This is a genomic window from Curtobacterium flaccumfaciens UCD-AKU (genome assembly GCF_000349565.1).
GTDB classification, from domain to species: domain Bacteria; phylum Actinomycetota; class Actinomycetes; order Actinomycetales; family Microbacteriaceae; genus Curtobacterium; species Curtobacterium poinsettiae.
In genome coordinates, this window is sequence record NZ_APJN01000047.1 from 25,837 (window position 1) to 39,128 (window position 13,292).

The window sequence follows — 13,292 nt, forward strand, 5'->3', positions numbered from 1 at the left end:
ATGACCAAAGTACCCTATTCGTGCACCTGCGCAGCCTCGGATAGGGCCTGAGCCGAAGAGAGGAAGCGCGCAATCGAGCTGTGGAACAGCTCGGGCTCACGGTTGAGCTCCATGCCGTGGGGGCATGGCGCGATCTCCACGAGCGTTGCTGCGACGCCGGGCTTGGCGGCGAAGCGCCTGGACACCTCAAGGGGCACGTCTCGGTCACCGGAGCTGTGGACTAGGAGGATCGGCAGCCCAGCGGGCGGGGTGGGACGCATCCACCGCCTTGGAATAGCTTTCCGGAGGCCGGCGAAGCGAGCGAGACCAGGGATCGTGAGCGTGAGGGCACCCAGGGTCCCAAGGAACCCCGGGAAACCTGCCTTGGCTGCGCCGGCGCGCAGGGCCGCGAACCAATCGAGAGCTGGGCAGACCAGGATCATCGCGTCAATCCGAGTGCGGAGGGTGGAGCGCGCGGCCGCGTGGAGAGCAATCGTCGCGCCCATCGACCAGCCGACAAGCACTAGGCGCTCTGCTCCGTGGTCGGCGGCATGGCGCATCGCTGCGTCAAGGTCGTGCCACTCGTCGGTGCCGAAGGTCGCCGGCAGGCCGCGGCCGTCTTCGACATCGCCGCGGTATCCGATGACGAGGGAACTCATTCCAGCGGAGAGGGTGTCGGGTACGGCGCGGAGGATGGCTTGCCGGCCCGAGTGAATCCCGTGCACGTGGATGGCCCAGGTGGTGGCGCCGTCGACAGGGAAGTACCACGCCTTCCGGGTATCGCCGTCTGCGGTGATCGCGACCTCTTCGAAAGATGCTGACACAGCTGCTGGTGTGTCCAGGAGGTATCCGCTCCAGACAAGCTTGTCGCCCGTTTCGGGGACGATCGCGGGTTCGCCGAGGATCTTCCGTCGGACGTCACGGCCGTCGTCGTCGAGCACATCCCCGACGAGGATGCTGCGCTGGCCGTCGTGGAAGTAGACGCGATACTCACCGGGGCACCGTGTCTGCTCTTCCGATGGGACGGTGATGCTGACCGAGTCGACGTCAACGACGGTGACGGCTCGCTTCGGGCGCGGGTGGATCGCCTTCTTCGCGACCACCACGCCCGCAGCGGTCGCGCCCGCGACGACGACGACCGTCAGGGCGGCTGCCCCTGCTGCTACACCGATAGCGCCCATGCGGTAACTCCCTTCGCGAGCCGTTCGTCTACTCGCTGTAAATAGCGCTGCTCTTGTTGTGTGACCTCGAGGCGGCCGGCGACGATTTTGTCGCGGAGCTCGATGTACCGCTGCGCGACAACCACCTCAGCGCTGCCATGGAGGCGCAGCGGCGGCATGCCGGCGCTCTGGTCACGGGCAGACATGACGAACAGGCGGAGCGAGACCAGACGCCACCGGAGCACAGTGACGAGCCGGCGCAAGGTCCGCCATCCGTGTGCGACACCGATGGCGACGAGGCCGGGGTAGAAGAGACTGTTGAACACGACGAGCATCGCCCGGGAGAAGGGGGTTTGCTGCCCGTCAATGAACACTCTGGTGATGTCGACGAGCTCAGCGATGATCGAGAGCACCACGAGCGCAAAGCCGATGATGAACAGGATGTTCACACCTCGGGGCTGCGGCAGGAGCACACCGATGGAGTCGGCGGCGAACCATCCCATAGCGACCATGTAGATGACGATGTGCACCCACGTGGCCGGGTACTGCAGGTGCTCGTGGATGTACGTCGTCGGCTCACCGTTGTGATCTGGGATCACCATGAAGGTGAACGTCTCAGCGAGGAGCACGGTGACCAAGATGGGCAGGCGCGATCGAGCGGCTGAGCCGGCGTGAGCGCGTGTGGCGTCCCGCAGAAACCAGAACGCCGCAGTAGCTGCGAGAACCTGGATCAGATCGATCGCGTTGACGTCACCCAAGAGCGCATCGATGTGCTCGACGGGCCAGACGACGCCCACCGTGGCGATGCCGACTACCGCAAGCGCTGCGGCGAGGAAGGCAGGACGTCGCGCTGCGTTACCGATCGCATTGACCCGCAGGAGCAAGAGTCCAACGGCAGCCCAGAAGGCAGCTGGGATCACGCGAAAGCTTCCTCGCTTGCAGACAGCGTGGACTTCTGGAGGCGTTCGAGCAAGAGCATCGCTCCGCGTTCGGCCACGAGCTCTTCGACGTCGACGGCGCCAGCGTCTTCGAGCGAGGTCCGCACCGGGACGCGTGCCCGTGCCGCGGTGATCTCCGCGGTCACGCCGGCGTAGCCCCGCTCCATAACCTCGACAGGTACGTGGCACCCTCCGTGGCCGGCGGCGATGTGCATGAACTCGTGGAGGATCACGAAAAGCTGGTAGAGGCGGGGGTCGTCAGGATGGAAGTACACCCGTCCGGCGTCTGCGGTGTCGAGGTACAGTCCCGTCACGCTCGCGGGGTGATCGCGCGGGGGGAGCGTGTTCAGCGGGTCGATGATGAGCGGCTTGCCGAGCCAGCTAGATACGGCCGTTCGCAGCGTCTCGAAGGTGAGAGGGCCAGCGGGCAAAGACAGCCGGGCGATGGCGTCCTCAGCAAGCTGGGTGGTGAGTCGTTGCGTTCGGATCGTCTTCATTTAGTACCTCCCCGCTCATTCGGCGCTGCGGCGCGGATGGCTTCGGCGATCGCCAGGAGCTCGTCTGGGGACGCTGCGTTGACAGAGCGAGCTGCGATCCCCACACCAGTCTCCGCCAGGGCGATTTCCACTTCCAGCCGTGCGTCGACGAGGTCGACGACGCCGGGCAATGCGATGCGCAGCAGGTACTCGGACGGCACGTCGAAGAAGTCCGCGATCGCGCGGAGATCGTCGCTGGTGACATCTGTCGGCTCGCCGGCGAGGAGTCGTTCCCAGTCCGCACCGGCCAGAAGCCGTCCGCGCTTCGCCAGTGCAGCGCGGACCGCGCGGTCGACCGGGGGAGCGGGTGTGCGGGCGACATGCAGAGCGACGAGCTTCCGGAGCCGGTAACCGAGTAGCGCGGGTTCGAGGTGTTCGTCCCGAGGCGCGTGCAGCCGTTCCATCTCGGTGATCGCTGGTGCGAGAAGCTCGCCGACCGACACGCCGAGCGCTTCTGCGATCGTCTGCACGTCGTTCGTGTTGAAGGAGGTCTCGCCGCGGGTGCGCTTGTAGTAGTAGCCGCGGCTGAATCCAGCCTGGGTGATGAGAGCAGGCGTCGTGATGCCTCTCCGAATGCGGATGTCGTCGACCGCGTCGGCGAACGCCCTAGAGAACTCGTTCGGCTCACCGCTGCCCTGTCTACCCACCCGATGACTCTATTGGCGTACTGAAAGAACTCTGTGAGCCTCATTTAGAGCACGAAGCAACACTTACGTCTCTAAATAGAGCATAGTGGTTTCAGTACTGGGATCAGCGGAGCAGGGGCAGCACTCGACCCTGCCGAGGATCCCGCAACTTATTAAGTTGGAGGGCTCTCTTGGAGACTCAGCACCAGACCAGCGGGCACCACGCCCCCGATCCGGCACACACGCTGTTCCGTTCAGCGGAGGTTGAAAGGGATGCCGACGGGATCGCAAAGACCGGGCTCAGAGGTGAGCTGAACCGGCTCGGCTTCAAGCTGCAGCCAAGCGCCGCCGAGCGGCAGGCGCGGGCGCGCGACGCTGCCCTCGAGAGCGCCCGGGCGGTGATCCTGCATAGTGCGTTCACTCGACCCGTCGGCGTCTTGATCGCGAACCCGAAGGGCACGTCCGGGAAGACGCCCGCGACCTTGGGCCTTGCATCCGCGTTCGCAGCGGTGAAGGGCAACGGGATCTGCGCGCTCGAGGTCGCAGATGACGCCGGCACGCTTGCGCTGCGCGCGGAGGGTGTGCCGCAGCTCGATCTCGGTGACCTGGTGCGCGACATCACGTCGATCCGATCGTCCGGGCAGCTGGCCGGCTACGCCGTGCAGCAGTCCTCGTTCGTCGACGTGTTCGGTTCACGGCCGGGGGAGTCCCGCCCGGCCCTCACGGCGGATGACGTTGTGGCTGTCTCTCGGGTGATCGACGAGTACTACCGGTTCCGGTTCATGGACTCCGGCAACGTCGTCACCACGGGGCCGTTCCTCGGCGCGATCGACGTCGCGGACGTCCTGGTCGTGCCGGTGATGATGGCCCGCGACTCCGGGTTGAAGGCGATCGAGATGCTCGACGGCCTGATCACAGCCGGCGGGCACGCTGCCGAGCTCGCTCGGAACGCCGTGATCCTCCGCATGACAGACGGACGTCCCGAGAACAGCGTCGACCGCGGCGACGTCGTCCGCTACCTCGAGGAGCGCGGCGGCGCTCGCCAGTTCGACATCCCGTTCGACGCGCACATCGCGGAGCGTCGCGACATCACCTGGGCGAAGGTCTCGAAGGCGACCCAGGACGCGTTCACGTTCGCGGCCGCGGAGATCGTTCGCGTGGTTCGCGGCGAACAGCCGAGCACGACAAGCCCACGGCAGAGCGCCGCTGCGGCGCAGGACGGCGAGGACCCCGATGGGGCCGGCTCGGCTCAGGACGGCGACCCGGTCACCCCGGCGCCCGTTCCCGCCGCTGCCGCGCCGCAACCGCCGGTGGTGCCGGAGGTTGCGCCCGATCCGCGTGAGGACTGGGTGACGTGCCCGAATTGCCGCAAGCAGACCCCGCCCTTCACGTACTGCTCGTTCTGCAAGCACCAGCTGACCGACACGGTCAACCTGCAGCGCTTCTACGGCCGTGCCCGGCGCGCGTCCGGGTACGCAGAGCCCGCGGAAGACCTCCCCGAGCAGTTGCGCGCCCTCCCCAAGCCCTCTTCCGACACCGACACCGGTCGGGCGTCGGCATAACTCACGAAAGGTCCACCCATGTCTCTGCTGCCCATCCCCACTGCCCTGGCAACCACCGCCACGTCGGTCGTCGCGAAGGGCGACAACCCGTTCGAGGGTGTGACGCCGAACTTCGACTGGCTCGGCGACGGGTTCCGGAACGTGTGGGTTCCGGCCCTCGGCGGGTTCCTCGCGATCGCGTTGATCGTCCTGGCGTTCTTCTTCATCAAGGCCCTCATGGGCCTCCGGAAGGCGATGGACGCGAAGAAGCCCAACGACGCCGAGCACGCCCGCAACACCATGCTCGGCACCGGGATCGCGATCGCCGGTGTGATCCTCGCACCGACGCTGTTCGTCGCGATCACCACCGCCGCTCAGAACGGCGCATCATGACCGGCGCCGAGGAGCGGGAGGGCACCCCCCGCCCGCGGAAGCGGATCAGTGTCGGGAAGACAACCGCGATCGTCTTCGCCGCCGTGGTCGCCGCGTCTCTGGTGGTGCTGATCGTCGTGGCGTTCCTGCCGCGTGCGTCCACGTCGCCGACCGGATCGGCGACGTCGCCCGCGGCGTCGGCAACGCCGGGGTCGGCTCCGACGATCGACAGCCTGGGCGACTCGAAACGGCGCACCGTGTCCGGGTGCGTCGCGGGGGTCGGGATCACCGGGACGGATCTGCTGCAGCTGCGGCGAACGAAGGACTTCACCGTCGAGGGGGCGGCGGAGTTCCTGGGCGGGTTCTTGCAGGTCACGTCCGCCGCGGATCCGGAGTGGCGGCCGGGCATCGACCAGGTGGTGAACATCGCGACCACCGGCACAGCCCACGATCTGCTGAAGACGCAGGTCGCCGAGGGCACCCCCTACGCCGATGCGCAGAAGCACACCGTGGACCTGTCCAAGGGTGCGTTCAAGGTCATCGACCTGACCACGCACACGGTGACGATCGATATCGCTGCCCCATCGACCACGGATGGCAAGACCGACGTCCGCGCCGGGAAGGTCAACTACACCGGCGGCGAGTTCACCCTCACCGCCACCGACGGCGGCTGGGTGATCTCCGGTGCATCCGGGGATGGTGACTGGCGTGTCAACGCCACGCAGTCCGGGACCACGTTCACGGGGGGTTGCTGATGTCGTGGTGGCAGGACGCTGGCGCGAACGTCGCGTCGGGGCTGACCGGAATCGTTTCCGGGATCGTCGGATCCACGGCGAAGGCGGCAACCGACGTCGTGAAGGCGGTGGACTTCGCGAAGGATCCCGCCGGGTACATCACCTCGCTGCTGCAGCAGGGCGTGTACGTGGTGGCGACGAAGCTGATCCCGCCGATGATCGACGCGTTGCACCCTGACTACTCGGCGAAGTGGTGGATCGACTCGTACCGGGTGTCGTTCGCGATGGCGTTCCTGTTGGCCGCGGTGCTGCTCATCGTCGCGACCATCCAGACCCAGAAGGGGAAGAACTCCGGCAAGGAACTCGCCGAATCCCTGTTCGTCGCTCTGCCGGGGTTCGTCGTCGCAGCATCGTTCGGGCCGCTCGTGGGACAGCTGATCGGGAAGGTGTTCGTCCAGCTCGAGGAATCGCTCGCGTTGTGGTCGGTGGGCACGTCGACGAAGGACTACTTCACCCACCTCGGCGACGCCGCAGCGTCGAAGAACGCGCAGGCGTTGTGGGGCACTGCGCTGATCTCGCAGATCACCCTCGAGGGGCTGCTGCTCGGGATGATCGTCGTGGTCTTCTTGCTGCTGATCCAGCTCGCCACGATGTACCTCACCGGCGCCCTGATGGCCCTGTTCCTGGCATGGGCAGTCAACCCGAAGACCCGGCACCTGGCGAAGATCGGCCCGACGGTGTGGATCGCGTTGAACTTCGCGCAAGCGCTGCTGATCTTCCTCGTTGGGGTCGTCTTCCGCGCCGTCGGTGGCCTGCAGATGAAGGCCGTGGACGGCGACGCCGGCGACTTCGCCACGTTCGTCAACCTCGCCCTGCCCGCGGTGCTGATCTGCATGATCGTGTTCGCGCCGATGGCGCTGATGAAGATCGGCTCCCCAGCGACCGCCCCGCTCGGTGGCGGCGGGCAATCCCGGGACGGCGGACTCAACAGCCCCAATCCTGGCTCCGTCCCGCAGGTCCCAACCGGGGGAGGAGGCGGGGGTCGCTCGGGGCCGCAGAACCCCAACGAGGCCGCCGGCACCACATCCGGGTCCGGCAGCGGATCCGGGTGGACGCCATCGACGCAGCCCGTCCAGGCCGGCGGCGGTGGCAGCACCACCATCGACGCCTCCAGCACCGGAGGCGGAGGCAGCGCTGCGAACCAGGCGGCGCAGGCGGGGAGCCGGAAGACCGCACAGGCGGCCGCGCAGAAGGGTGCCACGTCCGCTGCAGGGAAGACCGCGACCGCGGGAACCGCCGCGACCGGGGTTGGCGCACCGATCGCCGTCGGCGCATTGCTCGCGAACGCCGCGTTGAAGGCCGCCGCGTCCGCGGTTCGCGCTGGCCACCAGGCCGCCGAGCAGGCGGGCGACGCCGGCTCTCACGACTGAACCGTCTGTCCGAAGGGGACTCAGCATGCGTACGTCATTGATCGGTGGGGATGTCACTCACCGCGGCTTGTTCGGTGGCCGGATCTCGAAGGTCCGCATCTGGACGCTGTCGATCGCCCTGATTGTCGGCCTCATCGCGGCCGCGCTCTGGCAGATCACCGGGTTGGTCCTCCTCGCCGTGCTGCCCCTGGTGGCGTGGTTCGTGACCATCGACACCGTCAATAACACCGTCCTGCAGCGGAGCATCGACAAACGCTCCTACCGGGACCGCGACAAGTGCGGCCTGACCACGTTCGTCCCGTACGACAAGGACGGCTGGGATGCGCTGACCGACGCGTGGGCGAACGCTGACGGTCGGGCCGCCCGGAAGGAAGCAGAGCGGCAGGTGCACGCGATGCGTCTCACACCTGACGGGGTTGAGGGGATGCTGTGGCTGCGGGAACGCAACCGCACCCCGGGCATTCAGTGGCACCGTCCGTCGTTCGGGGAGGAGTACCTCGCCGTGGTGTTCAGCACCACCGGGCAGGTCGAGGGCATCGAATCCGACGCCGTCTTCGACGCCTCCGCGGCCGGGTACGAGCAGGTGCTCGCCCAGTTCGGTGCCGCGCTGACGCTCCCGAATCGGGTGCAGACGATCTCCCGGATTCTGCCCTCCGATCCGGCACCGCACGAGGCGTGGCTCGCGGAGAACGGCGACAACTCGATCCCGGATGAGATCCACGAGTCCTACCGGGAAGTCGTCGACGACATCTCCGCCGCGCAGCTGGTGAACCGGCCCATGTTCGTCGTCTGCTGGCCCGTCACTGACCGGTTCGTCGCCCGCGCCGAACGGGCAGGGGAAGGCATCGACGGGTGGCTCGCGGTCATGGACCGTGAGATCCGCTCCGTCACCGCAGCGTTCACCGCGGCCAGGTTCCGGAACGTGCACGCCATGACAGCGCGGCAGACCGCCGCCGTGCTGCGGCACCTGCAGCACCCCGGGTTCCCGATGGACCAGGCCGGAGACATCACCCCGGACCGGGCGTGGCTGCCCTCGCAAGAGGACTGGTCCTACATGACCTACGTCGGCGCCCCAGAGGGCCAGCTCTCACAGTCCCTCTCCCGCACCTGCCGGGTGACGGCGAAGGACGTGAAGATCTCACACCGGACGTCGCTGTGGATGGCACCGATGCTCGGCGAGATGGAACACCAGGTCGTGCGAACGATCAGCTTCCACCTCGAGCTGACCCCGCAGGATCACGCCCTGTTCCTGGCGGAGAAGGACCGCGTGTCCGACATCGCCGACGCGAACCGCCGAGCCCGCGGCGGCGGCATCGAGGACACCACCCTCACCGTCGAGCAGGAAGCCGCGAAGCGGCGCATCGCCGACCTCACCCCCGGGACCGGGTACACCGGCGCGAACTGGGTCGGCTACATCACCGTCACCGCCGGAAGCCGTCAGGAGCTCTCCGACGCCGTCGAGGAGATCACCGCCGCCGCCTCGAACGCCGGGATCAGCAAGCTGACCTGGCTCGACCCGCACCAGCAGACCGCCGCCGCGTACACGTGGCCCGTTGGGCGCGGAATCGCCCCGTCGAACGGCTCGATCGGTACCCGCGTCGAGAAGCTCGCCGCGGGCAAGGAAGCGAAGGAAGCGCTGTGACGGTCATCGGTTGGGCGCTGATCGTCGCCGTGCAAAGAACGTTCGCTCTCGCGATCATCACCATGTTCCGCGGCGCTGTCCGGCGCTCGAATCGGCACGCCTGGGCCGGGATCGGTTGGGGCGTGCTCGGCATCGTCGGCCTGGCACTGGGCTCCGCGATCACCCCGTTCGCAGGCCTCCTCCTGATCGCCGCGGCCGCTGTTGCTGCATGGCGGCTCCGGGACCGCATCCGCCGGCTCGACGCAGACACCACCCCCGAACAGACAGGACCGACCCGATGAGCGTCACCACGAACGGCCAGACCGAGACGGCCGAGCCGTACGAGCCGACCCGCAGGGCACGGCGCGCGGTCATGGTGTCGGCGAAGCAGCAGGTCAAGCGGAGCATCCGGTCCGCGCCGACTGCCGTCGACGATGTCACTGACGAGCTCGCGCCGGGCAAGGACGCGAACGGCTTCCCGGTGCCGGCGGAGGGCGGTTACCAGCCGAAGCGGCGGAAGCTGCTGACCCGGATCGGCTACTACGGTCCGCTGGTCACGGGTGCCCCGTCGACGACGCGGCAGGTGGAGATCCTGAACCCTGCACCGATCGCGTCCCCGATGGAGTTCCAGGGGCTGCTGTCGGGCATCGAGACGCTGTCGTCGACGCCGGCGACGAACGATCAGTTCGCGGCGTTCCGTGCCGGGAAGGTGACGTCGGCGAACGTGTGCACGATCGGTGACGTCGGGGTGGGGAAGTCGACGCTGATGAAGTGCGACTACGTGCTCCGTCCGCTGGTGTTGAAGGGTCGCCGGGTCGTGGTCATCGACATCAAGCCGTTCACCGGCGACTCGAAGTTCGGCGAGTACACGCCTGTCGCTGCTGCGATCGGGGTCGAGCCCATCCGGTTCATCATCGCCGACACGTCGACGTCGGCCGCGCGTGAGGGCGTGACGCTGAACCTCCTCGACCCGCGGCTGCTGCAGACGCAGCTCGTCCCCGGGCCGACGGGGATGGTGCAGATGGTGCAGCAGGCCGCCGCGGTCCTCAACGACAACATCGAGCTGAACCGGTTCGAGAAGAAGGCGGTCCGCGTGGCCGTCCTCCACGCACTCCGCTCGGCGGAGGACACGGGGCGCGCGGCGAACATCCTCGACGTGCTCGATCGGATCGGGGACATGGACGTGCCCGAGTACGCGGGCCTGAGTTCGTTCGTGAAGGACCACCAGGAGCTCGCCGGCTACGGCGCCCGGATCCTGCTCGAGCGGATCCCGGAAGAGATGCCCGGCCTGTTTGACGGCGACACCTCCAAGAGCGTGGCGCTGGATCAGAAGGCGACGTTCTTCGACTTCAGCCAGCTGCCCGAGGACGGCCCCGCTCGGTCGATCGGGATGATGCTCGCCAACGCGTGGACTATCGGCGCGATCCGCACCTCGAAGGAGCAGCAGCAGACGAACTTCTGCGTCGACGAGGGCTGGTTCCTCGTCGGCGGCCCGATGGGCGCCGTGATCCGGTCGAACTCGAAGCTGTCTCGCGCGCTGGGGCTGTCGAACGTGGTCAACATCCACCACGTCGCCGACATCCCCACGGATGACCCCGCGATCTCCTTCATCAAGGAAGCCGGCACGCTGCACCTGTTCCGGCAGGCCCGGCAGGACGACGCGCAGCAGGCGGCCGCGATCGCGGGCCTGCGGACGGGGGCGTCGGACTACCTGATGACGCTGCCGCAGGGGCACCACTTCAAGAAGGTCGGCATCGACGCCGAGACCCGGGTCGCGCACATCCGCTCGAGCTTGGAGAAGAAGATCACCGAGACGAACTACGCGATGGGCATGCTCGAGCACGAAGACACCCAGCAGCCCGGGCTGGTGGCGGCATGAGCGCCCGGCAGGAGCGGGGCCTTCCTCGGTGGGTGGTCTTCGCGGCAGCGTCCGGTGCCGTCGTGGTCATCCTCGGCGTAGGGCTCGCCCTCGGGCTGGCACGGCAGACGTCGCCCGCAGCACCTGAACGCGCCGCAGTGGCGCCGACGACGTCGGAAGCGTCGGTGCCGGCTCCGACGTCGACGCCGTCGAACACGCCGGAGACAGCTGCAGCTGGGTTCGTCGCGGCGTTCACGAACCACCAGGTCCCCGTCGACGTGTGGCAGAAGACCTACAGCGGATACCTCACGAAGCAGGCGAAGACCGCCTACGCCGGCACCGACCGCGAGCAGGTCCCCGGAACCCGGGTCACCGGGAAGGCGATCGTCACCGCCGGTGCCTCCGCAGCGCCCGTGCCCGGCAGCGCGGATGACGACGGCGACACCGACCCGGTGCCGGCGATCGTCGCCGTTCCCACCGACGCCGGCCGGTACATCGTGAACCTGCAGCAGCAGGACGGTCGGTGGCTGGTGGTCTCCGCGCAGCTGCCCGGGAGCGGGCAGTGAAGGGCTGGATCCTCGGGGTGATCGCGCTGATCCTCGCCCCGATTCTCCTGCTGGTCGGCGGGATCTACTTCGCGATCGCCGCATCATCGAACCCGCCCGCCGCGGCCGCGGCAGCGTGTGGGACCGCGTCGGGATCAACCGGGGCAGTCAGCGGGAAGGTGCCGGCGAAGGTCGGCCAGTGGGACCGCGACCAGCTGCAGGTCGCAGCCAAGCTGATCGCCGCGGCCAAGCAGATGAAGGTCAACCAGCAGGCCACGACGATTCTCGTGATGACCGCGATGGGTGAGTCGTCGCTGTCGAACCCGAACCACGGTGACGCCGTCGACAACACCACGATCGGGGTGCTGCAGCAGAACGCCGCCTACGGCAGCCGCGACCAGCGCCTCGACATCCCCACCGCAGCGAAGGCGTTCCTGACGAAGCTGCTGCAGGTCGACGGGTGGGAGTCGATGGAGCCGACCCTCGCCGCGCACGCCGTGCAGGGCAACGCCGACCCGTACCACTACGCGAAGTACTTCACCCAGGCGCAGGAGGTCATCAAGGCCCTCACCGGGACGACGGTGACGTCCGGCTGTGACGTGTCCGGGGACCAGAAGGAGCTCGCCTCGGTCCTGGCCGCGGCGTGGAAGAAGGGCACCTTCACCGACACGTACCACCCGCAGATGGTGGAGCAGGAGATCCTCCCGATCGTCTCTGGCACCACCAAGCCCGGCTGCCAGGTCGATACCCGCATCCTGCAGATCCTCGTCGCCGCGCTCAACAAGTACGGCTCGGTGCAGATCAGCGACATGAACCGTCCCTGCGTCGGCATCACCACACACTGCCCGGGATCGCTGCACTGCAAGAACCCGGCCGTCGCGGTCGACTTCAACGCCGTCGGTGGGAAACCGCTCCTCGGCTCGGGCCCGCAGGACATCGAGTTCCTGACCTGGCTCAACACGGTCATGCCGAAGGGCTCCCAAGTCGGGCAGGTGCAGTGCCGGCCGAACACGCCGCTGTCGAACCTGCGCCAGTTCGAGGACCCGTGCTCGCACCAGCACGTCGACCTCGGCGCCACCACGGAGGCGTTGACCCTCCCGGCCGGGAAGGAGAAGTGACCCGATGACCTCTACCACCGACCGGGGGACCGATCCGATCGACCAGGTGCGCCGCGCGGTCGAGGCATACCACCAGTCCCGACAAGAGCGGGATGACGCCATCGCGGCCGCCGCGATCACGGTCGGCCGGGAGGCCGCCGCCGAAGCGTCCGGCCTGTCTCTGTCCCGCATCCAGCAGCTCGTCGCAGACCGAAACCGGACTCCGCGTCAGACGACGTCGACGTCCATCCGCTGAACCGAAGGAGAACCCATCATGGCTGTCAAGACGATCTGGCCCGTGGAGTACACGTGCGGGCATATCGAGAACCGTGACCTGTCTGACAAGCCCGCCGGCAAGCGGGCCGGGTCCGCGAAGTGGTTCGGTGAGCACCTGGTGTGCAGCCGCTGCTTCAAGAAGCAGAGCGGGTCGGGGGAGTCCGACGCTGAGCGCGACGCCCGGCACGCCGCGGAAGCGAAGCAGATCCGCGAGGACGCCGAACGCGACGGACTGCCGATCGACCTGGTCGGCACCGAGAAGCAGGTGCCGTGGGCGCTCCGGATCCGCGCGGAGCTGATCCGCGGCGCCTACGAAGCACTCGTCGAAGGCGGGGAGCTCAGCGACGTCGACTTCGAGGAACAGGTCCTCGTCCCTGCCCGGCCGATCGACCGGGCCCGCTGGTGGATCGACAACAAGGACGCCGCCGCCGAAGACCTCCCTGAACTTCTCGCCGACCCGGGCACCATCGACGCCGGCGCATCGACGGAGAACGTCGCATGACCGTCCCAACCGGCTTCCAGACCAGGACTGGCAACAAGCCGGGCGCGATCGCGTCCGGGAAGTAGGAGCAGGAAGGG

15 protein-coding genes are annotated in these 13,292 nt (G+C 67.8%); 11 read left to right on the forward strand and 4 right to left on the reverse strand.

Annotated elements, in window-relative coordinates:
* Positions 1 to 14: 14 nt before the first annotated feature.
* Genes H489_RS20865 through H489_RS20880 form a run of 4 tightly spaced genes read right to left on the reverse strand, consistent with a single transcriptional unit; the run spans position 15 to position 3,260 of the window.
* On the reverse strand, positions 15 to 1,160 hold the full coding sequence (locus H489_RS20865; RefSeq protein WP_017885577.1) for an alpha/beta hydrolase: 1,146 nt from the start codon (positions 1,158 to 1,160) through the stop codon (positions 15 to 17).
* Entirely contained in the window at positions 1,142 to 2,059 is a 918-nt protein-coding gene (locus H489_RS20870) for a hypothetical protein (protein WP_017885578.1), read from the reverse strand. The genes H489_RS20865 and H489_RS20870 overlap by 19 nt, the downstream gene beginning before the upstream one ends.
* Entirely contained in the window at positions 2,056 to 2,574 is a 519-nt protein-coding gene (locus H489_RS20875) for a hypothetical protein (protein WP_017885579.1), read from the reverse strand. The genes H489_RS20870 and H489_RS20875 overlap by 4 nt, the downstream gene beginning before the upstream one ends.
* Positions 2,571 to 3,260 (reverse strand): helix-turn-helix domain-containing protein, encoded by a 690-nt coding sequence (locus tag H489_RS20880; RefSeq protein ID WP_017885580.1) that lies wholly within the window; start codon positions 3,258 to 3,260, stop codon positions 2,571 to 2,573. Before H489_RS20880 ends, H489_RS20875 begins: the two co-directional genes overlap by 4 nt.
* Before the next feature lie 170 nt (positions 3,261 to 3,430).
* Here H489_RS20880 and H489_RS36525 point away from each other — a divergent pair, with 170 nt between their 5' ends.
* Genes H489_RS36525 through H489_RS20930 form a run of 11 tightly spaced genes read left to right on the forward strand, consistent with a single transcriptional unit; the run spans position 3,431 to position 13,215 of the window.
* The gene (locus H489_RS36525; RefSeq protein WP_152427112.1) at positions 3,431 to 4,801 is read left to right on the forward strand and encodes a MinD/ParA family protein; all 1,371 of its coding nucleotides are present in this window, start codon (positions 3,431 to 3,433) and stop codon (positions 4,799 to 4,801) included.
* Between the two features lie 18 nt (positions 4,802 to 4,819).
* Entirely contained in the window at positions 4,820 to 5,173 is a 354-nt protein-coding gene (locus H489_RS20885; RefSeq protein WP_017885583.1) for a hypothetical protein, read from the forward strand.
* A complete protein-coding gene (locus H489_RS20890; RefSeq protein ID WP_017885584.1) occupies positions 5,170 to 5,907 on the forward strand; it encodes a hypothetical protein in 738 nt (245 codons plus the stop codon). The genes H489_RS20885 and H489_RS20890 overlap by 4 nt, the downstream gene beginning before the upstream one ends.
* Positions 5,907 to 7,316, forward strand: a complete 1,410-nt coding sequence (locus H489_RS20895) for a hypothetical protein (protein ID WP_017885585.1) — start codon at positions 5,907 to 5,909, stop codon at positions 7,314 to 7,316. Before H489_RS20890 ends, H489_RS20895 begins: the two co-directional genes overlap by 1 nt.
* A 25-nt stretch (positions 7,317 to 7,341) precedes the next feature.
* Positions 7,342 to 8,958 carry a hypothetical protein gene (locus H489_RS20900; protein WP_152427113.1) on the forward strand — a complete coding sequence of 539 codons (1,617 nt, stop codon included), beginning with the start codon at positions 7,342 to 7,344 and terminating at the stop codon, positions 8,956 to 8,958.
* Positions 8,955 to 9,239 (forward strand): hypothetical protein, encoded by a 285-nt coding sequence (locus H489_RS20905; protein ID WP_017885587.1) that lies wholly within the window; start codon positions 8,955 to 8,957, stop codon positions 9,237 to 9,239. The genes H489_RS20900 and H489_RS20905 overlap by 4 nt, the downstream gene beginning before the upstream one ends.
* Entirely contained in the window at positions 9,236 to 10,816 is a 1,581-nt protein-coding gene (locus H489_RS20910; RefSeq protein WP_017885588.1) for a hypothetical protein, read from the forward strand. Before H489_RS20905 ends, H489_RS20910 begins: the two co-directional genes overlap by 4 nt.
* The gene (locus H489_RS20915; protein WP_152427114.1) at positions 10,813 to 11,361 is read left to right on the forward strand and encodes a hypothetical protein; all 549 of its coding nucleotides are present in this window, start codon (positions 10,813 to 10,815) and stop codon (positions 11,359 to 11,361) included. The genes H489_RS20910 and H489_RS20915 overlap by 4 nt, the downstream gene beginning before the upstream one ends.
* Positions 11,358 to 12,458, forward strand: coding sequence for a hypothetical protein (locus H489_RS36530; RefSeq protein WP_017885590.1), 1,101 nt, complete (start codon positions 11,358 to 11,360; stop codon positions 12,456 to 12,458). Before H489_RS20915 ends, H489_RS36530 begins: the two co-directional genes overlap by 4 nt.
* A 4-nt stretch (positions 12,459 to 12,462) precedes the next feature.
* Positions 12,463 to 12,693 (forward strand): hypothetical protein, encoded by a 231-nt coding sequence (locus tag H489_RS20925; protein ID WP_017885591.1) that lies wholly within the window; start codon positions 12,463 to 12,465, stop codon positions 12,691 to 12,693.
* Between the two features lie 18 nt (positions 12,694 to 12,711).
* Entirely contained in the window at positions 12,712 to 13,215 is a 504-nt protein-coding gene (locus H489_RS20930; RefSeq protein ID WP_017885592.1) for a hypothetical protein, read from the forward strand.
* The last annotated feature ends 77 nt before the right edge of the window (positions 13,216 to 13,292 follow it).